Source organism: Rhodococcus sp. EPR-147, from assembly GCF_001647185.1.
In the GTDB taxonomy this organism is placed as follows: domain Bacteria; phylum Actinomycetota; class Actinomycetes; order Mycobacteriales; family Mycobacteriaceae; genus Rhodococcoides.
The window spans coordinates 1-22,049 of record NZ_LVCU01000520.1 but is presented as its reverse complement, the minus strand read 5'-3'; the positions used below and the strand labels follow the sequence as shown (position 1 = coordinate 22,049).

The 22,049-nt window shown below is 65.9% G+C and carries 21 protein-coding genes; 12 read left to right on the top strand and 9 right to left on the bottom strand.

Features of this window, described 5'->3' with window-relative positions; genetic code table 11:
• Positions 1-83 precede the first annotated feature (83 nt).
• From A2J02_RS22455 to A2J02_RS22445, 3 genes are read left to right on the top strand one after another with little or no spacing between them, the layout of a single operon-like run.
• The gene (locus A2J02_RS22455; protein ID WP_231911494.1) at positions 84-2,402 is read left to right on the top strand and encodes a putative bifunctional diguanylate cyclase/phosphodiesterase; all 2,319 of its coding nucleotides are present in this window, start codon (positions 84-86) and stop codon (positions 2,400-2,402) included.
• A gap of 11 nt (positions 2,403-2,413) precedes the next feature.
• Complete coding sequence (gene bluB / locus A2J02_RS22450) at positions 2,414-3,034, top strand: 5,6-dimethylbenzimidazole synthase (protein WP_176460442.1); 621 nt, start codon at positions 2,414-2,416, stop codon at positions 3,032-3,034.
• Positions 3,031-4,074, top strand: coding sequence for a hypothetical protein (locus tag A2J02_RS22445; protein ID WP_068053798.1), 1,044 nt, complete (start codon positions 3,031-3,033; stop codon positions 4,072-4,074). The genes bluB and A2J02_RS22445 overlap by 4 nt, the downstream gene beginning before the upstream one ends.
• A gap of 4 nt (positions 4,075-4,078) precedes the next feature.
• On the opposite strand, the gene A2J02_RS22440 is transcribed toward A2J02_RS22445, so the two are convergent.
• The 4 genes from A2J02_RS22440 to A2J02_RS22425 form a co-directional block, all read right to left on the bottom strand.
• A complete protein-coding gene (locus A2J02_RS22440) occupies positions 4,079-4,591 on the bottom strand; it encodes a DUF427 domain-containing protein (RefSeq protein WP_068053796.1) in 513 nt (170 codons plus the stop codon).
• A gap of 22 nt (positions 4,592-4,613) precedes the next feature.
• Positions 4,614-5,327: a DUF2637 domain-containing protein gene (locus tag A2J02_RS22435; protein WP_068053794.1), complete on the bottom strand. Its 714-nt coding sequence runs from the start codon at positions 5,325-5,327 to the stop codon at positions 4,614-4,616.
• Between the two features lie 346 nt (positions 5,328-5,673).
• The gene (locus tag A2J02_RS22430; RefSeq protein WP_008713079.1) at positions 5,674-5,976 is read right to left on the bottom strand and encodes a WhiB family transcriptional regulator; all 303 of its coding nucleotides are present in this window, start codon (positions 5,974-5,976) and stop codon (positions 5,674-5,676) included.
• 242 nt (positions 5,977-6,218) lie between these two features.
• Positions 6,219-6,779, bottom strand: a complete 561-nt coding sequence (locus A2J02_RS22425) for a gluconokinase (protein ID WP_068053791.1) — start codon at positions 6,777-6,779, stop codon at positions 6,219-6,221.
• Between the two features lie 80 nt (positions 6,780-6,859).
• On the opposite strand from A2J02_RS22425, the gene A2J02_RS22420 reads away from it, so the two are divergent.
• Together A2J02_RS22420 and otsB are read left to right on the top strand one after the other, a co-directional pair.
• Positions 6,860-7,603 carry a FadR/GntR family transcriptional regulator gene (locus A2J02_RS22420; protein WP_037190693.1) on the top strand — a complete coding sequence of 248 codons (744 nt, stop codon included), beginning with the start codon at positions 6,860-6,862 and terminating at the stop codon, positions 7,601-7,603.
• A gap of 59 nt (positions 7,604-7,662) precedes the next feature.
• Complete coding sequence (gene otsB / locus A2J02_RS22415; protein WP_068053788.1) at positions 7,663-10,215, top strand: trehalose-phosphatase; 2,553 nt, start codon at positions 7,663-7,665, stop codon at positions 10,213-10,215.
• Between the two features lie 207 nt (positions 10,216-10,422).
• Here otsB and A2J02_RS22410 read toward each other — a convergent pair whose 3' ends face one another.
• Positions 10,423-11,529, bottom strand: coding sequence for a LacI family DNA-binding transcriptional regulator (locus A2J02_RS22410; RefSeq protein ID WP_068053785.1), 1,107 nt, complete (start codon positions 11,527-11,529; stop codon positions 10,423-10,425).
• Between the two features lie 142 nt (positions 11,530-11,671).
• Here A2J02_RS22410 and A2J02_RS22405 point away from each other — a divergent pair, with 142 nt between their 5' ends.
• The 6 genes from A2J02_RS22405 to A2J02_RS22380 are packed head-to-tail and all read left to right on the top strand — an operon-like array spanning position 11,672 to position 16,647.
• Entirely contained in the window at positions 11,672-12,685 is a 1,014-nt protein-coding gene (locus A2J02_RS22405) for a metal ABC transporter solute-binding protein, Zn/Mn family (RefSeq protein ID WP_068053783.1), read from the top strand.
• 31 nt (positions 12,686-12,716) lie between these two features.
• Positions 12,717-13,550, top strand: a complete 834-nt coding sequence (locus tag A2J02_RS22400; protein ID WP_068053780.1) for a metal ABC transporter ATP-binding protein — start codon at positions 12,717-12,719, stop codon at positions 13,548-13,550.
• The gene (locus tag A2J02_RS22395; RefSeq protein ID WP_068053774.1) at positions 13,547-14,425 is read left to right on the top strand and encodes a metal ABC transporter permease; all 879 of its coding nucleotides are present in this window, start codon (positions 13,547-13,549) and stop codon (positions 14,423-14,425) included. The genes A2J02_RS22400 and A2J02_RS22395 overlap by 4 nt, the downstream gene beginning before the upstream one ends.
• A gap of 10 nt (positions 14,426-14,435) precedes the next feature.
• Complete coding sequence (locus tag A2J02_RS22390; protein ID WP_068053827.1) at positions 14,436-15,194, top strand: LamB/YcsF family protein; 759 nt, start codon at positions 14,436-14,438, stop codon at positions 15,192-15,194.
• Complete coding sequence (gene pxpB, locus A2J02_RS22385; protein ID WP_068053773.1) at positions 15,194-15,796, top strand: 5-oxoprolinase subunit PxpB; 603 nt, start codon at positions 15,194-15,196, stop codon at positions 15,794-15,796. Before A2J02_RS22390 ends, pxpB begins: the two co-directional genes overlap by 1 nt.
• Positions 15,793-16,647 (top strand): biotin-dependent carboxyltransferase family protein, encoded by an 855-nt coding sequence (locus A2J02_RS22380; RefSeq protein ID WP_068053772.1) that lies wholly within the window; start codon positions 15,793-15,795, stop codon positions 16,645-16,647. Before pxpB ends, A2J02_RS22380 begins: the two co-directional genes overlap by 4 nt.
• Here the strand turns inward: A2J02_RS22380 and A2J02_RS22375 are convergent.
• Together A2J02_RS22375 and shiA are read right to left on the bottom strand one after the other, a co-directional pair.
• Positions 16,637-17,473, bottom strand: coding sequence for a shikimate dehydrogenase family protein (locus A2J02_RS22375; protein WP_068053769.1), 837 nt, complete (start codon positions 17,471-17,473; stop codon positions 16,637-16,639). The genes A2J02_RS22380 and A2J02_RS22375 overlap by 11 nt on opposite strands.
• Positions 17,470-18,837 (bottom strand): shikimate transporter, encoded by a 1,368-nt coding sequence (shiA, locus tag A2J02_RS22370; RefSeq protein ID WP_068053766.1) that lies wholly within the window; start codon positions 18,835-18,837, stop codon positions 17,470-17,472. Before shiA ends, A2J02_RS22375 begins: the two co-directional genes overlap by 4 nt.
• 144 nt (positions 18,838-18,981) lie before the next feature.
• Between shiA and A2J02_RS22365 the strand changes: the two genes are divergently transcribed.
• Positions 18,982-19,755: an IclR family transcriptional regulator domain-containing protein gene (locus tag A2J02_RS22365; RefSeq protein WP_068053763.1), complete on the top strand. Its 774-nt coding sequence runs from the start codon at positions 18,982-18,984 to the stop codon at positions 19,753-19,755.
• Positions 19,756-19,757: 2 nt separating this feature from the next.
• On the opposite strand, the gene rlmB is transcribed toward A2J02_RS22365, so the two are convergent.
• Positions 19,758-20,741: a 23S rRNA (guanosine(2251)-2'-O)-methyltransferase RlmB gene (gene rlmB, locus A2J02_RS22360; RefSeq protein ID WP_068053760.1), complete on the bottom strand. Its 984-nt coding sequence runs from the start codon at positions 20,739-20,741 to the stop codon at positions 19,758-19,760.
• A partial coding sequence (cysS, locus tag A2J02_RS22355; protein WP_068053757.1) for a cysteine--tRNA ligase occupies positions 20,741-22,049 on the bottom strand: 1,309 nt, incomplete at its 5' end. The genes cysS and rlmB, both read right to left, overlap by 1 nt.

Here is a 22,049-nt window from a genome sequence, read left to right as displayed (position 1 = left end):
GTTTCGTACCGCTTACCGAGCGTAGCGCTGAGGCATACTTCTGTCACTGGACGCGCAGCGCAGGTGACCTACATCACGTCCGTGTGACATTGTTGAAGCCGTCGGATCGGCGTGAACGGCTGGAGAAAATCGTGACGGCCTGGTGGCGGTGGTACGCAGCGCTCGGCGCACTCGGCTGCGCCGCTTACTTCGTCGTCCCGACCACCGTCTGGGGTCAGTCGGTCTTCGTACTCGTCGGAGCCTCCGCCGTTGCCGCCACCGTCGTCGGCACCAGGATGCACCGGCCCCGCAACCGTTCGGCCTGGCTGGCCATCGCCATGGGCACCGCCCTGTGGGTGATCGGCGACATCGTCTACGAGTGGATCCACATCACCCAGGGCAGTGTCCCCTACCCGTCGCCGGCGGACGCGATCTACCTCGTCGGCTATCCGGTCTACGGTTTCGGCCTGTTCCTTCTCGCTCGCCACAAGTGGCGACCCAGCGAACGCGGCCACGTGGCAAACAGCGCCATCATCATGGTCGCGTTCGGACTGCTCACCTGGGTGTTCGCCGTGCAGCCGTCGCTCGGCGGAGGCGGCATCTCCGGAACCGCAGGCCTGGTCGACGTCGCGTACCCCGCGATGGACATCTTTCTGCTGGGACTGCTGGCCCACTTCGTCGGCTCACGGCAGTGGCGGACCCTGTCCTACCGGCTCCTCACCGTGGCCGTAGCGCTGCTAGTGGTCACCGACACCGTGAACAACTTCGCGATCGTCTCCGATTCCTCGTCCGACAGGTCTGTGTTCGACGTCGGATGGATCATGTCCTACGTCCTCATCGGGGTCGCCGCCCTTCACCCGTCCATGCGGCGCATCACCAACCCGAACATCGAATCCGACGCCCACCTGATGGCGTCGTTCACCACTCCCACGGTCGTCGTGCTGACCGCGGCCACCCTGACTGCGCCGATCGTGATGTTCATCGAGGTCGTTCGCGACGAGCCGATCGCCCAGTGGGGATGGGCGGTGCTGCTCTGTGCTCTCGCTCTGGTGGTCCTGGTGATGCTCCGCATCACCGATCTGCTGCGGTTGTTGCACACTCAGACCGTCCAGCTTCGTGCCGTTGCCGATACCGATCACCTCACCGGACTGGCCAACCTACGCGCCCTCGAGCATCGACTCTGGGGCAATGCGGGTGAGTCGACCTTGCTCACCGTCGACATCGACCGATTCAAGGAGATCAACGACACCTTCGGACGCGGCCTCGGCGACCAGGTCCTCGTGGTGGTGGCCGAGCGACTGCGAGTCGTCGCCGACGACTCGATTCTGTTGGCGCGCTTGGCCGGTGACGAGTTCGCCCTGTGTGGAGCATCGGAGTCGATGGATCCGGCCGCGTTGGCGCACCGGATTCAGCTCCTGTTCGCCACTCCTTTCGAGGTGGGGAACATGACCCTGCTGATCGAAGCGAGCGTCGGAGTCGCGTCGAATTCTCCCGGCGACGGTGAGGACGAAACGACACCCGATCGCCTCGTACAGCGCGCCGACCTCGCCGTCCAGGCCGCGAAAGCCGCTCAGTCTCGCGTCGCGTACTACGACCGGTCGATGGACCGGGACAAGAGCGAGCAGCTCATCATGCTCGGCGAACTCACCACGGCACTGGAGACGGATCAACTGCAACTGCACTATCAGCCGCAGATCGACCTCACGACGATGACCGTCGTCGGCGTGGAAGCACTGCTGCGGTGGCATCATCCGAACGGCACCGTCCTGTCCCCCAGCACATTCCTGCCCACCGCCGAACGCACCGGACTGATCCGGCCGTTGACGAGCTACGTCCTCACCCAGGCCCTCGCCCAACGAAGGCAGTGGATGACCGATGGGCTCGAGCTGAGCATCGCCGTCAACATCTCGACCCGAAACCTGTTCGACGACACCCTCATCGACCAAGTGTGTACAGCGCTGAAGGAATTCGATTGTCCACCGCGCCGATTGACCGTCGAGGTGACCGAGACCTCGGCGATGACCGACCCGATCGGCGCGACCGAGACGCTGTCGATACTGCATGCGATGGGCGTGCAGGTCGCCATCGACGATTACGGAACCGGTTACAGCTCGCTCGCCTACATCGAGCGATTGCCGGTTCAGGAGCTGAAAATCGATCGCACGTTCATCGGCGGCATGGCGCACAACCCGGCGCATGCCGCCATCGTGCGATCGACCGTCGAGCTCGCCCGTACGCTGGGATTGTCGGTGACGGCAGAGGGAGTGGAGGACGAGGTGACGATGACGGCGTTGCGCGAACTACGGTGCGGACGAGCGCAGGGTTACCACCTCGGCCGTCCCACCTCGGCAGACCGACTCCCCGCCCTCGTCGCCGAACTGAACGCGCATCTGAATACTGCTACAGGAGAACGGATATCATGACCGAAGCAGCCCTGTCGGTGTATGCCGCGATTCGATCTCGCCGCGACGTCCGCGCCGAGTTCGACGGAACCGTCGTCGACGACGAGGTTCTGCGACGAATCCTCGGAGCGGCGCATCAAGCCCCGAGCGTGGGCAACACCCAGCCCTGGGACTTCGTGGTCGTCCGTAAGCCCGATACTCTGAGCGCATTCGCGGCCCACGTGGCCGGCTGCCGACAGGATTTCGCGGACAAGCTCGACGCCGAGCGACGAAAGACGTTCGACCCCATCAGAATCGAGGGAATCGAGACCAGCGGAACCGGGGTGGTGGTCACCTACGATCCCGACCGTGGAGGTCGGCACGTCCTCGGCCGCGACACCGTCGACGACACCGGACTGTTCTCCGCCGTCCTCGCCATCGAAAACCTCTGGCTCGCAGCGATAGCCGAGAACGTCGGCGTCGGCTGGGTCTCGTTCTACGACGAGGCATACCTCACCGAGCTGCTCGACATCCCCGCACCGGTCCGCCCGATCGCCTGGCTGTGCGTCGGTCCGGTCCAATCGTTTCAGGAGGTACCCGATTTGGAACGCTTCGGTTGGCGTAGCCGCCGTCCACTGGACGACGCCCTGCACTTCGAGCAGTACCGCCGATGAGGGCGTCCCTGGTCGCGGCGGCCGCTGTCTGCCTGCTCGTCGCCGGCTGCTCTGCGGCCGAATCCCCGACCGAACCGACCACTGAGGCAACCACTCCGGCGGCCGAGCCCGCACAGGCCCCGGATGCGGCCGACCCGATCGGTACCGTCGTTCCTCTTGCGGGTGCTCCCGAAGGTGTCGTGGTGGGATCGTCCGGGATCGCTGCTGCCGGGGTGCGGGAGCCCGACGGCGTGGTGCTGTTCGACGCGGCCACCGGTGCCGTGCGCCAGATGGTCTCGACGACGGGTGCGCCGCGACATCTTTCACTGGCCGGTCCCGACGGCCCGGTGTTGGTTCCGCTTGAGGGCAGTGACGAGCTGCTCGAGATCTCGCTCGCCGACGGCGCGATTCTGTCGACGGCCACCGGTGTCGGTCGTCAGCCACACGATGCGGTGCAGACCTCCGACGGCACCGTCGTGGCCACCAACGAGATGGGTGGCGGAGTGATCTTCCTGCGCGACGGGGCGATCGTGTCGGAGCTACCGCCGGGCCCTGTTCAGCCCGGTGGTGCTGCCGCTCTCGGTCCGTTCGCGGCCGTCGCGGATGTGCAGGGCAACGGTGTGTGGGTCTACGACGGCGCGACGCAGCGGGAGGTGTCGCAGGCTCCGATCGGCGTCAAGCTCACGCACGCGGTGACGGTGAATCAGACGGTGGCCGGGTTCGCCGACACCGACGGTGGTGCGGTCCTGCTCGCATCGGTCGACGATGTCGGCGGCATTCGTCAGATCGCATCGATCGATGCACCGGGTAACCCGTACGGGCTCGCCGTGGATCTCGAACGTCGGTTGCTGTTCGTGACGCTGACCGCGTCGAACGTACTGCGGGTGGTCGATGTATCCGATCCCGCAGCTCCGCGAACCCTGGGCGATGTTCCGACGGTGACGCAGGCCAACTCGGTGGCGGTCGATCCGCGGAACGGCGACGTGCTGGTGACCGGCAGCGACCCCGGCGCGGCGAGTTCGATTCAGATCATCCCCCGCGCCGAGTTGCCGGTCGGTTAGGGCGTCACCACCCGTAGGAGCCCGGGATTCCCTTGAACGGGCCGACGACGTCGTCGGTGATCCAGCCCTCGTAGAACCCGCCTTCCTGGGGTCGGACTGCTTCGCCGTCGATCTCGCATTCGAGGCGGCTGGGCGAGAACGCCAGGTAACCCGCGATCTCGGCGAACCGAGGGGTGGGGTTCTCGTAACTCCACCCGGCGGCCTCTGCGACAGCGTCTCCGCCGTGGACGTCCCAGTACGTCGCTGCGCCTTTCCACTCGCAGTGCGTCGATCGCGCCGCCGAGGGGGTCAGCGCGCCCGGAACGACGTCTGCAGGCGAGATGTACCAGGTGGGCGGATGGCTCGTCTCGAGCACGCGGTACGCGGCGGTCGTGCGGGCGATCACCTCGCCGCCGAGCCGGACGACGAGGGAACGATTCGAGGCTTCGAGCTTGGGTGGACGAGGGTAATCCCAGACCGATTCTTGGCCCGGCTTCGGCTTCTCGGGAACGACGGATCTCGGCAAGTGTGTACTCATCCTTCGATGGTGCCACCGGGCGTCACGGGGCGTCGACGGGATAGAGATCGTCCACCCGTTCCTCGTCGAGAATCCAGCGATCGACCTCGTCGAGTGGCTCGACCGTGCGCACCGAGGTGACCGGGGATTCCGGCGGGCGGTGTTCGGTGCGGACCGGCTCGGTTCGGATCGGGTCTGTGCGGACCGGCTCGGTGCGCGCCATCTGCGCAGGGGTCGGTATCTCGGGGGTGGGGAATTCGGGCGCTGGTGTCACGGGTTCGGCTTTCGGGACCGCGATTGCCACCTCTTCGGGGGCGGGTTCTTCGTCTGTGAACTTCGGCAGTTCCGCCGGTATTCGGACGAGGATGCCGAGTCCGTGGGTTGCGGCCAACAAGCTGACCGGCGCGACGGTCGCGATCGCTGCCGACAAGGCCGGATGCAGTGTGCCGGCGTCGGAGATGAAGGCGTGCATGGCATTTGCGCCGATACTCACCAGAGCTGCCGTGATCAACACACCCCAGAAGAAGCGTCGACCACTGCGTTGATCCTCGAATTGGGCCAGCGCGATGACGGAGATCGTGGCCTGCAGGATGGTGCCGTCGACGATCACCGGCCACAGCCAGGACAGCGAGCGTGGGACACCTGCCATCGTGGCCAGATCCCACAGTGCAGCGAAACTGAGCACGAAGGACGCAATTCCGATGACGGTGGTGATGACGACCGCACTGACGAGCGTCGCACGCAGGACCTTGTTCATGGATCGTCATGAAACACGAACCCACCGACAAGTTCGGTGAAGGCTGCGACGGTCAGAGCTCGAAGGCGGCGCGAACGATGCGTCGCCGCCGCGAATGTCGATCAGGCCGGGCTTCACAGCAGTGTCGACAGCGAGTGCGCCGGAGGTAAGTCCGAGGAGACCTGCGGATTCTGATCGCCTCGTTGCCGCCCGGTGTTGTCCGCCCAGCAGTCTTCGCGAACGCACGCGCGTTTGCCAGGGGCGCGCGAAATCGCTATGCGCGCGTTGACAATTGCGAACGCGCCTGGCGAATGCGCGCGCATTTGCCACAATCCCCCACTGCCACCGCACCGAACCCGCTGAGGGATCAAGCGGTACGAACGGCTCCGCGGTAGAAGTCGGCGCGATCGTGTGCGGACATTCCGCCCCATACGCCGTAGGGCTCGTTCGCCTCGAGGGCGTGCTGGCGGCATTGTTCGAGTACCGGGCAGCGGCCGCAGACCTGCTTGGCGGATTTCTCACGCGAGGTGCGAGCGCGGCCTCGTTCGCCTTCGGGGTGAAAGAACACGGACGAGTCCAATCCGCGACACAGACCGTCGAGTTGCCAGTCCCAGACGTCTGCGTTGGGAACGGGAAGTTGGACCGGCCTGGCGGGTGCGCCTCGCACCATGAGCTGTCTCCTCACTGAAAAAGTGAACAAGCTCACTATCTCGCATTCGTCATACTTTTACAAGTCCTTTCGGTCATTCGTAGTACTTAAAAGCAAGCGCGCTTGCTTGAAAATTGCACGTTCTACAGCCGTCAGCAGATCTGCGCCCCGTTTGCGGCCCCAGGCCCGGATGAATGTCGCATTGCCACAGTCAGACCGACTGAAAGTCACATTGATCCACCATGGCGGTCACAAAACGGCGATCAGTGACTTTCCGACATTCCCGCACGCTTTTCGAGTTCGACGAGAATGCGCTCGGCGATCTTGGTCGGCGGCGGCCCGATGTCGACGACGATCGCGTTCTCGTCGTCACCGAGCGGCTCGAGGGTCGAAATCTGGGTATCGAGCAGCGAGGACGGCATGAAGTGATCCATCCGAGCATTGAGGCGTCCGCTGATTCGGTCCTTGGTGCCGGCCAGATGCACGAAGATCACCTCGGCCCCGTCCCTCGATGCGGCGCTCAGCACGTCTCGGTACGACCGCTTGAGGGCCGAGCACGTCACGATTCCCGATCGACCGGTGGAGGTGTGCTCGGTGATCCACTCCGCGATCACGTCGAGCCATGGCCACCTGTCCTCGTCGGTCAGTGGCTGACCCGACGCCATCTTCGCCACGTTGGCGTCCGGGTGCAGGTCGTCGCCCTCCTGCAGGTCCCATTTCAATGCTCCGGCGAGGATGCCCGCCACTGTGGATTTACCCGATCCGGACACTCCCATCACCACGAGAACCGGATGATGTGCTCTGCCTGTCGTCTGTGCTGCCATCCCTCGATACTGCTCCATCACGCTCGCGCGGATCGGACAGACGCGAGAAACCGGGCGACCCGTGGGACGATCGACCGGACATGAGCGAGACCAGCGACTTCCGCCAGCTGCACGATTCGGTGCTCGACGAGCTCGGTCGCGACATCGTGAGCGGCGCGATCCCGAGCGGGACCCGAATCTCGGCCGACGACGTCGCCGTGCGGTTCACCGTGTCGCGGACCGTCGTCCGGGAAGTGGTTCGCGTCCTGGAATCGCTGGGGTTGCTCACCGTGCGTCGACGCGTGGGGATCACCGTGCAGGGCTCGCAGAACTGGAACTCCCTGGACCCTGTGGTCATCCGCTGGCAACTGGCCGGGCCGGCCCGCGCCGAGCAGTTGCTGCTGCTCAGCGAATTACGTTCGGGGATCGAGCCTTTGGCAGCCAAGCTCGCTGCGCATCGAGCAACACCCGAGCAATGCGGCGCGCTGACGGCCGCCGTCATCGGAATGTCGTCGACGTCCCGGGCCGCCGACTCCGACGCCTACCTCGAACACGACAGCAATTTCCATCGCACGTTGCTCGCGGCCTCCGGCAACCCGATGCTGCGGTCGATGTCCGACATCGTCGTGGAGGTGCTCGCGGGCCGCACCCGCCACGCCCTGATGTCCCGCCAAGCCGACCCAGAGGCGATCCGACTGCACGGCGTGGTGGCGTCGTCGATCCAATCCGGCGACGCCGACGGCGCCCAGCGAGCCATGTTGGCCATCGTCACCAAGTCCGCCGCCTCGATGTCGGCGGCCTCCGGTGTGACTCCGTCGCCCGGTCTGGTCCCCGACCAGCAGTGATACATCCCGCGCACAAAGCCAGGTACGCCGAGGCGGGGTTCATCGCCTAGATTCGACGGGTGACTGCTCTCGAATTGCCGCTCGAACTTCGCCGCGCGCTCGTTGGAGTAGCTCGGACTCCGCGTCTGCTCGTCGCGTCCGATTACGACGGCACCATGGCGCCGATCGTCTCCGACCCGCAGAAGGCTTTCCCCCACCCCGAGTCGGTCAGCGCCATGCGCGGCCTCGCCTCCCTCGCCGGCACCAACGCTGCCGTCATCTCCGGACGTGCCCTCCGCGATCTCGCGATCCTCTCGCGCCTGCCGTCCGAGGTGCAGCTGGTGGGCAGTCACGGCAGCGAGTTCGACGCCGGGTTCGTCAATGCCATCGACGACAACGCCAAGAAGCTCCTCACCGTCATCACCGGCGAACTGCAGGCGATCGCCGACGCCCATCCCGGCGTCAGCATCGAGACCAAGCCGGCCAGCGTCGCGCTGCACGTCCGCAACGCCGAGACCGCCGCCGGTGACGAAGCGCTCGCAGCTGTGCGATCCGGTGCGGCGGCGCGGGACGGCGTTCAGGTCACCGAGGGCAAGTCCGTCATCGAGCTGGCAGTCATCGTCACCGACAAGGGCGTCGCCCTCGACATCCTTCGTCACCAGGAAGCTGCTACTGCCGCAGTCTTTTTCGGCGACGACGTCACCGACGAGAAGGCCTTCGGACACCTGCACGGGCCGGACATCGGCGTCAAGATCGGACCGGGAGACACGCTCGCGGAATTTCGCATCGACAGCACCGAGCAGGTCGCCCTCGCCCTGGCATTCCTGCTCGAGGAGCGACGGCAGTGGCTTTCGGGAGCCGACGCCCCGCGCATCGAACGACTGACGATGTTGGCCAGCCCCAATGCCGTTGCCCTGCTGACCCCCGACGCCGACGTCACCTGGCTGTGTCACCCCGAACCCGATTCCGCAGCCGTGTTCGCACACCTGCTCGGCGGCGATCAGGCCGGCCACTTCAGCGTCGGGCCGACCCGCGCATCGCTTCCGTTGAGCCAGCAGTACGTGGACGGCACGATGACGGTGCAGACCAAGTGGGCCAGCCTGCAGGTCACGGATTATCTGCCGCACGACATCGGCCAGGGCCAGACCGCGCTGACCCGCGTCATCACCGGCAAGGCCACCGCCGTGGTGACTTTCGCGCCGCGTCCGGAGTTCGGAAAGGCCTGGGCCTCACTCGAACCCGATGTGGACGGCCTGCGAATTCTCGGTACGGCAGATCCGATGGTGCTGCGCAGTCCCGGCGTCACCTGGAACATCGTGTCCGACGGTTCGCAGCAGGCCGCGCACGCCGAGGTCGATCCCTCGAACGGGCCGATCGTTCTCGAATTGCGGCTCGGCACAGACGATCTGAGCGAGCATCCGTGGGACGAGGTGGAGCGTCGCCGCGCGTCGGAGGCATACTGGAAGGACTGGGCCGACGGCCTGGACCTGCCGCCGCTCAAGCGCGATCTGATGAAGCGATCGGCACTGACCCTCCGCGGCCTCGTCCACGCGGAGTCCGGCTCGATCATGGCCGCGGCCACCACCTCGCTACCCGAAGACATCGGCGGAGTGCGCAACTGGGACTACCGCTACTGCTGGCTGCGCGACGCCGCACTGACCGCAGCCGCGCTGGTCGACGTCGGCTCGACGGCCGAGGCCGAGAACTACCTCTCCTGGATTCACGGGGTACTCGAGTCGGTCTCCGGCCCCGAGCGTCTGCACCCGCTCTACACCATCTGGGGTCTCGGTCTACCGCCAGAGGCCGTCATCGACGAGCTGCCCGGCTATGCCGGCTCGCGTCCGGTGCGCGTGGGAAATGCTGCGAATCAACAGGTTCAGCTCGACGTCTTCGGCCCCATCGTCGAATTGGTCTCCGCCCTCGCCCACGCACGCAAGGCCAAGGGTTCCGAGAACGGCCTGTCCGACGACGATTGGGAACTCGTCCGCGCCATGGTCGAGGCCGTCGAGCGTCGCTGGTTCGAGCCCGACCACGGCATCTGGGAGATTCGAGACAACCCCCGGCACCACGTCTACTCCAAGGTGATGGGTTGGATCACCGTCGATCGCGCCATCGGTCTGGCCGAAACCTTCGGTCGTACAACAGAACCCGGTTGGGCATCGTTGCGCAATACCATCCGCGAGGAAGTACTCGCCAACGGCTGGAACGAGGAAGTGCAGTCCTTCACCGCCGCGTACGACGGCACCGACCTCGACGCCGCGACGCTGTTCATCGGATTGTCCGGACTGATCGACCCGGCAGACCCCCGCTTCGCGGCCACCGTCACTGCCACCGAAGCCGAACTGCGCAGCGGCTCGACGGTCTACCGCTACCGCCACGACGACGGCCTGCCCGGCGGCGAGGGCGGCTTCCATCTCTGCGCCGCCTGGCTCGTGGAGGCCTACCTGCTGGTGGGACAACGCGCCGAGGCCGAAGCACTGTTCGCTCAACTCGTCAGTGCCGCAGGCCCCACCGGACTGCTCAGTGAGGAATACGACCCCATCGCCGAACGATCACTAGGCAACCATCCCCAGGCCTACAGTCACCTGGGCCTGCTGCGTTGCGCGAGATTGCTCAGCGCTGAGCCTGCCTGACCCCTGCCCCCGCTTCTGGATCAATGTGGCTTTGTTGCACTCAGACTGACTGAAACCCACATTCATCCCGATGCGGGTTCGGCTGACATGGGATCAATGTGGCTTTGTTGCAGTCTGAGTGACTGGAATCCACATTGATCCCAGAGCCGGGGCACGCGAACGAGGGCGGGCGGGCGAACTGGGGCGGGCGGGCGGGCGAGGGACAGCTCAGGCGATAGCGGGCGGTTGTTTCGGCGGCGGTCCGGCAGTTCGGCCGCGGAAGAGTTCGGTCGGCAGAGTTTCGGCGGCGACGATGCCCGAGTGCGAGGACGAGAGAACCAGTTTGCCTGCTCGACGGCCTTTTTCCTCAGCGTCCTGGCGCACGGTGGTGAGGTTTTCGCGGATGGCGTCGGAGATGCCGTCGAATCCGGTGACCGAGAGTTGGCTCGGCACATCGATTCCGGAGACCCGGGCGAAGTTGAGTGCACCGAGGGCAATGACGTCGGTGGTGCACAGCAGTGCGGTGGTTTCGCGGTTGGCCTGCAGTGCTTGGGCGGCGGCGGAGTGGCCGGAGCGAACGGTGTGGTCGAAGCGTTCGACGACGGTGAGGGTGTCGGGGTCGAGTCCGGCGTCGATCATGGCGGCCTGAACTCCGGCGATGCGTTCGCGTTGGACGTGGAAGTGGCTGTCGGCCAACCGCCCCGGGGGTACGACGCCATCGCGGCGGTCGCGTCCGAGACGCATGCACAGTACCGCGAGGTGTTCGTGGCCGAGCGCGATCAGATGTGCGGCAAGCATTTTCATCGCGCCGCGGTCGTCGATGGCGACGAGGGCGGCTTCGGGGATGTTGCGGGGCTGGTCGCACACGACGATCGGTAGGTGGCGTTCGCGCACGGCAGCGAGGTAGGGGTCGTCGTCGGCGACGGAGTAGACGACGAATCCGTCGACTCCGGCTTGTTGGACGACAGCGGCGGCTTGCACGTCGTCGCGTTCGGCTCCGGCGGGGATCAGCAGCAGGCCCTGTCCGGCGGCTTCGCAGGATTCGGCGAGTCCGGCGAGGAAGCTCATCGCGGCTGGGTCACGGAAGGAGTAACTGAGCGCTTCGGTGAGGAGCAGCCCGATGGCGCCTGCTTTACGGGTGCGCAACGATCGGGCGACCGGGTCGGGACCGGCATACCCGCGGCGTTTCGCGGCTTGGAGCACGCGTTCGCGAAGCTCCGGGGAGAGCTGATCGGGTCGGTTGTAGGCGTTCGAGACAGTGGTGCGAGAAACCTTGAGCTCGGCAGCGATCGACGCCAACGTCGCCTGACGTCGCGGTTCGCTTGACCTGGCCATAACCGGGACGTTAGTCCCACAACGCGGCGCAGAGAAACTCGAGGTCGCGTTCATCCGATTCGATCCGCCACCCCACTGCGCGCTAGAGTACAACGGTAACGGTTTCCATTAGCGTCAAGTTCCGCTCATCAGGAGTACATCGATGTCGTCCAACCATCGCGCGTCCCGGACCAAGCTCACGGCCGTACTGGGCCTGACCTGCGCCGCAGCGCTCACGCTCAGCGCGTGCAGCTCCACCGAATCCGCGAGCACCGAGTCCGCACCGGCCACCGCCGTCGACGGACCGATCACGATCGTTGCATCCACGAACGTGTGGGGAAGCGTCGCCGAGGCAGTCGCAGGCGACTTGGCGACAGTGACGTCGATCATCTCCGATCCCTCTGCCGACCCGCACTCCTACGAGGCCAGCCCGGCCGATGCTGCCGCCGTCGCCGAGGCGTCGCTGGTGGTCTACAACGGTGGCGGCTACGACGAGTTCATCGAGGACATCCTCGCCTCCGAGGGCCAGAACGTACCGTCCGTCGACGCTTTCACGCTGCTCGACGACAGCCATGATCACTCCTCCGACGAGCCCACCTCGGAAGCAGCAGCCGAACCGGCGAGCGAGGACGGCCATTCACACGGTGAGGTCAACGAGCACGTCTGGTACAACGCCGAGGTCGCCGCGCACACCGCCGAGGAGATCGCCGAGAAGCTCGGTCAGCTCGACCCCGACAACGCCGCGCAGTACACCGCCAACGCCGAGACCTTCCACGAGCAGGTCCACGCCATCACCGACGTGACCGCACAGATTGCCGCTGATTTCCCGAATGCACCGGTGGCACAGACCGAACCGATCGCGCACTACCTCATCGAAGAGTCCGATCTCGACGATCGCACCCCCGAGGACTTCAAGGATTCCATCGAGGAAGGCAACGATCCGTCGCCCGCCTCCATCGCTGCGACGCGAGATCTGTTCACGTCGAACTCGGTTCGCGCGTTGATCTACAACATCCAGACCGAGGATGCGGTCACCCAAGACATCCGTTCCACCAGCGAGGCGGCCGGCATCCCCGTCGTCGAGGTCACCGAAACGCTGCCTGCCGGCATGACGTACCTCGAATGGCAGACCAAGGCTGCAACGGATCTGCAGGCCGCGCTCACCACCGCCTCCTGACCCGAACCGGCGTGATGGAAAGCTGTAGTACATGCCTGCTGTAGAACTGCGCGATGCCGGACTGGCGTTCGGCGAGCGCACGCTGTGGCAGAACCTGGACCTGACGGTCGAGAAGGGTGAGTTCGTCGCCGTTCTCGGCCCCAACGGCTCGGGTAAGACCTCTCTGCTCAAGGTGTTGCTCGGCCAGAATCACCTCACGTCCGGCACGGCCGCGATCGACGGCAATCCCGTCCGTCGCGGCCAGTCGGGCGTCGGTTACATCCCCCAGCAGCGCAACATCGACGACGATCTGCCGCTGCGCGGACGCGACCTCGTGGGCCTCGGCTGGGACGGCCATCGGTGGGGCATGGGCCTGCGCGGCATCCGAAGGCGCAAGGAGACGGTGCAGCGAGCGATCGATCAGGTCGACGCCAACTCGTTCGCGGGTGCGCCGGTCGGCTCCATGTCCGGCGGTGAGCAGCAGCGACTGCGCATCGCCCAGGCACTCGTCGGCGATCCGTCGGTACTGCTGTGCGACGAGCCCCTGCTCAGCCTCGATCTCGCCAACCAATCCCTGGTCTCGAGCCTCATCGATCGCCGACGGCGGGAGCACGAGACCGCCGTGTTGTTCGTGACGCACGAGATCAACCCGATCCTCCCCCTCGTCGACCGCATCGTCTACATCGTCGACGGCCGGTTCCGCATCGGAACTCCCGAGGACGTCATGATCACCGAGGTCCTCTCGGAGCTCTACGGCACCGAGGTCGAGGTGCTGAAGGTCCGCGGCCGGCTCATCGTCGTCGGAACCGGCGATTCCATCGATGCGCTCGGCTCGGCCGGCGCACACCACCCACCCGTGCCGCACGACAGAGAAGACAAGGCATGAACGAGAAGGTTCTCGACGCATTCTCGAAGATGCTCGACTTCGACACCACCGCCAACCTGCTGACATACGACTTCGTCCAGCAGGCACTCATCGCCGCCGCCATTCTCGGGCTGCTCGCCGGTGCCCTCGGACCGTTGATCGTCAGCCGCCAGTGGGCGTTCGCCGTGCACGGATCCAGCGAACTCTCGCTCACCGGTGCGTCCGCAGCCCTGCTCGTCGGCATCACCGTGGGCCTCGGAGCCATCGTCGGATCCGTTGTCGCAGCGGTGATGTTCGCGCTGCTCGGTAGCAAGGCCCGCGACCGCGACTCGGTCATCGGCGTCATCATGTCCTTCGGCCTCGGACTGTCGGTGCTGTTCATCTGGCTCTACCCCGGCCGAACCGGAACCAGCTTCTCGCTGCTCATCGGCCAGATCGTCGGCGTCGGACAGAGCGGTATCCAGCTGCTGCTGGTCTGCGCGGTGTTGGTACTGATCGTGCTCACCGTCGTCTACCGGCCGCTTCTGTTCGCCAGCACCGACCCCGAGGTGGCGCTGGCCCGCGGCGTTCCCGTCCGCGCCCTCTCGGTCGTGTTCGCCGTACTCGTCGGCGTCGCTTGTGCACTGGGCGTCCAGATCGTCGGCGCACTGCTGGTGCTCTCGCTGCTCATCACCCCGGCCGCCGCTGCCGCGCGAGTGACGGCCAGCCCGCTCAAGGCGACGCTGCTGTCCATTCTGTTCGCCGAGGTCGCCGCCGTCGGCGGCATCCTGCTCTCCCTCGCCCCGGGCCTGCCGGTGTCGACGTTCGTCACCACCATCTCCTTCGTCATCTACCTCGTCTGCCGCGCCATCGGCGGAACCCGCAAGGCCAATTCCGGACGGCTCGTCGCCGCCTAGGATGTCGAGGGTGACGTCCATCGATCTCAACGCCGATCTCGGCGAAAGCTACGGTGCATGGACTCTCGGCGACGACGACGCGATGCTCGCCCTGGTGTCGAGCGCCAACGTCGCGTGCGGCTTCCATGCCGGTGATCCGACCACTCTGCTGCGTACGTGCCGCTCGGCCGCGGCAGCGGACGTACGCATCGGAGCGCAGGTGGGCTACCACGACCTCGCCGGGTTCGGCCGACGCTTTCTCGACGTCTCCCCCGCCGACCTCACCGCGGACGTGATCTATCAGATGGGCGCACTCGACGGCCTCGCCCAGGTCGCCGGATCGGCCATCGCCTACGTCAAACCACATGGGGCGCTGTACAACGCGATCGTGCACCATCACGGCCAGGCCAAGGCCGTGGTCGACGCAGTCCTCGCCTACGACCCCACGCTGCCGGTACTGGGGCTCCCCGATTCGATCTTCCTCGAAGAAGCCGAGCGAGCCGGATTGCGCACCGTCGCAGAGGCTTTTGCAGATCGCGCCTACACCCCACAGGGAACGTTGGTCTCGCGCTCGGAACTCGGCGCAGTACTGTCCGATCCCGACGCCGTTGCCCAGCGTGTGTTGACCATGATCACCGACGGCACCGTGCAGGCGGTGGACGGCTCGAGAATCGACGTTCGGGCCGAATCGATCTGCCTGCACGGCGACTCCCCTGACGCGGTCGCGATGGCCACTGCCGTCTCGGAGTTGCTCCGCGCCAACGACATCGACATCACCGCTTTCGTCTGATGCGCATTCTCTCTGCCGGCGAGGGTGCAGCACTCGTCGAATTCGACGGCCTGAACGAGGCGATGGCGTATTACCGTGCACTCACGCTGGACCCACCGGCCGGCGTCGTCGATCTGGTTCCCGCTGCTCGGACCGTGCTGGTGATGTTCGACGGGCCGAAGCAACCGATACTGGACTGGATCGCGGCAGTGTCACCCGCCGTGACGTCCGATGGAGATCACTCGGAGACCGTCACGATCCAGGTGGTCTACGACGGCGAGGATCTCGACGACGTCGCCCGTCTGACCGGGCTGTCCACCACGGACGTCGTTGCGGCACATATCGATCAGACGTGGACCGTCGCATTCGGCGGCTTCGCGCCCGGCTTCGGCTACCTCGTCGGCACCGATGAGCGGCTACACGTTCCGCGGCGCTCGTCGCCGCGCACCAGCGTCCCAGCCGGTTCGGTGGGCCTGGCAGGTGAGTTCTCGGGTATCTATCCGCGCTCCTCGCCGGGCGGTTGGCAGCTGATCGGACGCACCGACGCACCACTCTGGAACCTCGACCGCGACCCACCGGCGCTGCTCCGGCCCGGCACCACCGTCCGATTCGAGCAGGCATGAGAGCCCTCACCGTTCTGCAGACGGGACCGCTGTGCACCGTGCAGGATCGCGGTCGCCCGGGGCATGCGTCGATCGGGGTCGGTCGCTCGGGGGCGGCAGACCTGCTCTCGCACGATGCAGCGAACAGGCTGGTGGGCAACACTTCCGAGGCCGCAACACTGGAAGTGACGTTCGGTGGGCTCAAGGTCCGCGCCGAGTTCGACGCGATCGTGGCCGTCACCGGGGCGCACGTGGTCTGCCGCGTGGACGGTGCGGAGCAGGGTCTGTACTCGACCATCCTCCTCCGAGCCGGGCAGGAACTGGAGCTGTCCACGCCAACAAGCGGTCTACGTAGCTACCTGGCGGTGCGGGGCGGGATCGGCGTTCCTACCGTCCTCGGCAGTCGGTCGACGGACACGATGTCCGGTCTCGGCCCGGCTGTGGTCTCCCCCGGTACCGCCCTGCCCGTCGGGAACGACAAAGCCGAGTGGCCTGCAGCAGAGTTCGTTCCACCGCCCGCGTGGCCCGACACACTGCGCATCACCTTCGGTCCACGTGCAGACTGGTTCACCGCGCGCGCCCGATCGATTCTGCTCGAGCAGTCGTGGACCGTCACGCAGGATTCCGATCGCGTCGGAATCAGGCTGGACGGTGCCGAACCCTTGCGCCGCACGAGAGACGACGAATTGGCCAGTGAGGGAATGGTTCTGGGTGCGCTTCAGGTTCCGCCGTCCGGGCAGCCGGTGCTGTTTCTCGCCGACCACCCCGTCACGGGCGGTTATCCGGTGATCGCGGTTGTCACTGCGGCAGACGTCTCCGCAGCCGCGCAGCTGACGCCGGGAACACAGATACACTTCCGCGCTATCGGTTGATCCCGGCTGCAGCGGGGCAGATCTCACGAATGCTGCGACGCAGTGCATCCGACATCCGAGCGGGCAGGCCGAGCGGGCGAACCATGGCGTCGGCCTGGTGGAACAGGTGAGTCCATCCGTCGATCAGTTCGATTCCTCGGTCCGCCGCATAGGACTCGACGGCATTGCGCGTGTCGGCATAGACGAAGTCGTACACCGTCGCCGTTGGCCCGAGTTCACCTGCACCCCAGGCGAGTTGATCCTCCGAGCCGTCGCGGCCGATCGGCGTCGCGTTGATCACCAGGTCGTAGCACTCCAGATCCACTGCTCGATCCGACCAGTCGACGACCGATGCGGAACCGTCGTACCCGTCGAGTTCGCCCACGAGACCTTCCGCCGCACGACTGTCGACATCCGAGACCACCAGCCTCTCGATGTGGCCCTGTAGCGCGAACGCGGCCGCATGCGCGGCGCCACCTGCTCCGAGCAGGAGCGCCGAGCCGAAGGTACGTCCCGAGGTCGCCGCTCGCACCGCCGCGATATCGGTGTTCATGGCGAACAGCGCACCCGATCGCAGGAACAACAGATTCGCCACCCCCGACACCACCACATCGGGATCCGCCTCGTCGGCAACCGTTGCAGCCCAATGCTTCCAGGGCATGGTCACGTTCGCAGCATCGGTACGGCCGCCCCGCAGGGCATCCTCGACATCGGGTAGGTCGGCAACGTCGGCGACCTCCCAGGCGTCGTAGCGGGAGGGCACGTCGGCGATCTCGAACGCACGCGTCCACAGCGCGGGTGACATCGCGGTGGACGCGTGCGAGCCGACCAGGGTCAGTGAGCTCATACCGACTTCGAGACGCGCTCTGCAACAACGGCTTCTGCTGCAGGGGCGGCCTGATCGGAGATGGAGGTGACATCCGAGGAGCCCATGTTCTTCATCAGTGCTGCGACCACGGCCGAGATTATGCAGCCCAGGGCCAGGTACGCCGCGACGTAGTGCCAGGAGCCGTCGTTCCAGCTGACCAGAGCGGCTGCGATGAAGGGGGTGAAGCCACCGGCGATCGCGCTGGCGACCTGATAGCCCACACCTGCTCCGCTGTAGCGCAGTTCGGGGCCGAACATTTCGGTGAACAGCGGCTGCTGCACCGAGACCACCATGTCGTGCGAGACATTGACCAGGATGACGGCGAGGATCACGATGGCGACGACCGAGGCTGCCTGCAGGGACAGGAAGAAGGGTACGGCCGCCAGTGCGCCGACGACGGCACCGGTGACGAAGATCGGCTTGCGGCCGAAGCGGTCGGCGATCGCCGCGTAGGTCGGGATGCTCAGGATGCCGATGGCACCGACCAGCAGCGCGACGTTGAGCATGAACTGACGCTCGTAGCCGAGTTCGTTGACGGTGTAGCTCAGGGCGAACGTGGTGACGATGTACATGGTGAACAGCTCGGCCATGCGCAGCGCGATGATCTTGAGGAAGGAACCGGGGTGCTCGGTGATCGCCTGGATGACCGGCAGCTTCTTCTTCTCGCCGCTCTCCTCGACTGCCTGCTCGAACACGGGCGATTCTTCGACACCGGATCGGATCCACAGGCCGAACAGTACGAGCACGGCGCTGGCCAGGAACGGTACGCGCCAGCCCCAGCTGGTGAATGCGTCGTCGCTGAGCAGGTTGCTCATGATGGTGACCGCGCCGGTCGCGAGGATGAGACCGACGGAGTAGCCGACCTGGACGCCGCTGCTGTAGAACGCCTTCTTCTTCGCCGGCGCACTTTCGACGGCCATCAGCGATGCGCCACCCCATTCGCCACCGACCGCAAAGCCCTGGATCGCACGCAGCAGCACGAGCAGTAGCGGCGCGAACCAACCGATCGACTCGAAGTTGGGAACCAGGCCGATCAACGCGGTTGCGACGCCCATCAGCAGCATCGTCCAGATCAGCATGCGCTTGCGCCCGAGGCGGTCACCGAAGTGGCCGAAGAAGATCCCGCCGAGAGGACGGAAGAGAAAGCCGACGCCGAAGGTGGCGAACGCGGCCATCACGCCGACGGCGGGCGAGACGCTCGGAAAGAACTGGGAGTTGAACACCAGCGCGGCGATGATGCCGTACAGCAGGAAGTCGTACCACTCGACCACGGCACCGACGAAGCTGCCGATGGCAGCCTTCCGTGCTCTGGATCCGTCCGCGACTGCGACGTCAACGTTCACTTGTCGGCCCTTCGATTTTGTGCGGATAGCGCACAGTTGTTTGTTATTCGCACAACTGTAACCAGATGCGCCTCCTGTGGTCAAGACCACAAGCACCGAGCGATGTGATGCGGCGCGAACAGAGCAATGAGGCAGACTCGAACCATGACGGCCGAGATCGCTCCCGACGACCAACGCCCCGCCTGGTTCGTGCAGTCACTCGAACGCGGCCTGAGCGTGCTGCAGTGCTTCGACGACGCGCACCCGGCCCGAACCCTCACCGAGGTCGCCGAGGCCGTCGGAGTCACCCGAGCGACCGCCCGTCGACTGTTGCTGACGCTGGCAGAACTGGGATTCGTCCGCCAGGACGGCCGTCAGTTCACCCTCACCCCGCGGGTGATGAATCTGGGTTTCTCGTTCCTGTCCGGAATGGACCTACCCCGTCTGGCCGAACCCCACATCGAGGCGCTCGCACGACAATTGGGCGAAACGACCTCGGTGGCCATCCTCGACGGATTCGACATCGTCTATGTCGCGCGTGTTCCGTCCTCGCGCATGTTGCGGGTCGTCATCACGCTGGGCACTCGATTCCCCGCGCACGCGACGTCATCGGGTCGAGTGCTGCTCGCGGCCCTCCCCGAGAGCGACCTCGAACGCTATTTCACCGACGCCCCCATCGAAGCCCTGACCCCGCGCACGCTCGTGGATCGAGATGCACTGCGCGCCGAGATCACTCGGGTGCGCAACGCCGGCTGGTCCGAGGTGGTCGACGAACTGGACGTCGGAATGCGTGCTGCCGCAGTGCCGTTGCGTAACAGCAACGGCACCGTCGTGGCAGCACTGAACACGTCACTGCACGCGAAGAACTACAGCGCCACCGACATGGTCGATATCGTCGTTCCCGCGATGCACGAGACCGCAGGCCGCATCAGAACGTAGAACTACCCGCGACGCTGCCGCGCGATGTCGGCCAATACGACGCCCGCCGCGACGGATGCGTTGAGCGATTCCACCGGGCCGGCCATCGGGATCGACAGGATGTGGTCGCAGGTCTCGCTGACCAGACGCGAGAGGCCCTTGCCCTCGGACCCGACGACGATGACCACCGGGCCCTTGCCGTCGAAGGTGTCGAGTTCGGTGTCGCCGCCTGCGTCGAGGCCGACGACGGTGACGCCCTTGGACTGCCAATCCTTCAGTGTGCGAGTCAGATTCACTGCGCGTGCAATCGGCAGGCGAGCTGCCGCGCCGGCACTGGTTCGCCATGCCACTGCAGACACGCTCGCGCTGCGTCGCTGCGGGATCACGACGCCGTGGCCGCCGAACGCAGCCACCGATCGCACGACGGCACCGAGGTTGCGCGGGTCGGTGATGTTGTCGAGCGCGACGAGCAGTGCGGGTTCCTGGTGCGTGCGCGCGTTCGAGATCAGATCGTCGGGGTGCGCGTAGCGGTACGGCGGCACCTGCAGGGCCAGGCCCTGGTGCAATCCGTTGGCGCTGAGCTTGTCCAGATCGGAGCGGGGAACTTCGAGGATGGAGATCCGCGCATCGCCTGCACGCTGCACGGCTTCCTTGAGCCGATCGTCGCTGTCGGTTCCGACGGCAACCCACAGTGCAGTGGCGGGCACGCCTGCACGCAGGCACTCGACGACCGGGTTGCGACCGAGCACCACCTCGGGACCGTCCTCGGCCTTGCGTCCGGCCGGTCGTCCACCCGCGCGGCCACCGGTGTTACCGCCGCGGTTCTGGGCAGACTTCTCGGCGAGCTTGGCCCGACGCGCGGCGGGATGCTTGGTGCGCTCGGAGGCGGGAGGCGTCGCGCCGCGGCCTTCGAGACCCTTCCGACGCTTGCCGCCCGATCCGGCGACCTGCCCCTTCTTGGTGCCGTCCTTGCGGATCGCGCCGCGCCTACTCGAATTGCCTGCCATCACAAACCTGCTTCGTCGGTCTTGCTCGTACCCAGCGACCATTCGGGCCCGTTGGGTGTATCTGTCACGTCTACTCCGGCCTCGGCCAGTCTCGTCCGTATCTCGTCTGCGGCGGCCCAGTCCTTGGTCGCCTTCGCCGTTGCTCGACGCTCCAGCTCGGCCTCGACGAGGACGCCGAGGGCACCGAGAGCTGCTGCGTCGGAACCGCTGTCGCTGGCCCAGTGCGGATCGAGTGGGTCGACACCGAGGATGTCGAGCATCGCCCGGACACTGCCTGCGTACTCCACCGCTGCCGGTAGGTCACCGGATTCGAGTGCAGTGTTGCCGAGAGTGACGGTCGCGTGAATCTCGGCCAACGCCTTGGGAACCGAGAGGTCGTCGTCGAGGGCTTCGGCAAATCCGGCGGTCCACTTACCCAGCGGCACTTCGCCGGCACGTTCGACAGCTCGTCGAACGAACCCTTCGATACCCCGGTAGGTCACGGCCGCGGTGTCGAGCGCAGTGTCGGAGTACTCCAGCATCGAACGATAGTGCGCGCCACGGAGATAGAACCGAAGTTCTTGCGGCCGAACCTTTTTCAACACATTGGGTACCGAGAGCACGTTGCCGAGAGACTTCGACATCTTCTCGCCGCCCATCGTCACCCAGCCGTTGTGCAGCCAGTACCGCGAGAAGCCGTCACCGGCCGCCATGGACTGGGCCCGCTCGTTCTCGTGGTGCGGGAACACCAGATCCATTCCGCCGCAGTGAATGTCGAAATCCGACCCGAGGTAGTTCTCTGCCATCGCGGAGCATTCGAGGTGCCAGCCGGGCCGTCCGGGGCCCCACGGCGTCGGCCACGACGGCTCACCCGGTTTCGCGCCCTTCCAGAGCGTGAAATCGCGAGGGTCGCGTTTGCCCTCGGCCACGCTCTCGCCCTGGTGCACGTCGTCGAGCTTGTGACCGGACAGTGCCCCGTAGCTCGGGAAGCTCTGCACGTCGAAGTAGACGTCACCGCACTCGTCGGCGTAGGCATGGCCGCGTTCGATCAGTCGCTCGATCATCTGGACCATCTGGGTGATGTGCCCGGTGGCGCGTGGCTCGGCCGACGGCGGAAGTACGCCGAGTCGGTCGTACGCCCAGGTGAAGGACCTCTCGTACGTCGCAGCCCATTCCCACCACGGCCGGCCGGCGTCGCGCGCCTTGTTGAGGATCTTGTCGTCGATGTCGGTGACGTTGCGAACGAAGGCGACGTCGTAGTCGTGCGCCAACAGCCAGCGGCGCAGTACGTCGAACGCGACGCCACTGCGCACGTGGCCGATATGAGGT

Coding starts and splice junctions, on each gene's coding strand:
- A2J02_RS22410 (WP_068053785.1), bottom strand. CDS start 11,529: ATGGCCAGGTCAAGCGAACCGCGACGTCAGGCGACGTTGGCGTCGATC.
- A2J02_RS22440 (WP_068053796.1), bottom strand. CDS start 4,591: ATGAGTACACACTTGCCGAGATCCGTCGTTCCCGAGAAGCCGAAGCCG.
- A2J02_RS22400 (WP_068053780.1), top strand. CDS start 12,717: ATGCCTGCTGTAGAACTGCGCGATGCCGGACTGGCGTTCGGCGAGCGC.
- A2J02_RS22375 (WP_068053769.1), bottom strand. CDS start 17,473: ATGAGCTCACTGACCCTGGTCGGCTCGCACGCGTCCACCGCGATGTCA.
- rlmB (WP_068053760.1), bottom strand. CDS start 20,741: ATGGCAGGCAATTCGAGTAGGCGCGGCGCGATCCGCAAGGACGGCACC.
- A2J02_RS22420 (WP_037190693.1), top strand. CDS start 6,860: ATGAGCGAGACCAGCGACTTCCGCCAGCTGCACGATTCGGTGCTCGAC.
- A2J02_RS22405 (WP_068053783.1), top strand. CDS start 11,672: ATGTCGTCCAACCATCGCGCGTCCCGGACCAAGCTCACGGCCGTACTG.
- A2J02_RS22430 (WP_008713079.1), bottom strand. CDS start 5,976: ATGGTGCGAGGCGCACCCGCCAGGCCGGTCCAACTTCCCGTTCCCAAC.
- A2J02_RS22395 (WP_068053774.1), top strand. CDS start 13,547: ATGAACGAGAAGGTTCTCGACGCATTCTCGAAGATGCTCGACTTCGAC.
- A2J02_RS22380 (WP_068053772.1), top strand. CDS start 15,793: ATGAGAGCCCTCACCGTTCTGCAGACGGGACCGCTGTGCACCGTGCAG.
- pxpB (WP_068053773.1), top strand. CDS start 15,194: ATGCGCATTCTCTCTGCCGGCGAGGGTGCAGCACTCGTCGAATTCGAC.
- A2J02_RS22435 (WP_068053794.1), bottom strand. CDS start 5,327: ATGAACAAGGTCCTGCGTGCGACGCTCGTCAGTGCGGTCGTCATCACC.
- A2J02_RS22425 (WP_068053791.1), bottom strand. CDS start 6,779: ATGGCAGCACAGACGACAGGCAGAGCACATCATCCGGTTCTCGTGGTG.
- A2J02_RS22445 (WP_068053798.1), top strand. CDS start 3,031: ATGAGGGCGTCCCTGGTCGCGGCGGCCGCTGTCTGCCTGCTCGTCGCC.
- A2J02_RS22365 (WP_068053763.1), top strand. CDS start 18,982: ATGACGGCCGAGATCGCTCCCGACGACCAACGCCCCGCCTGGTTCGTG.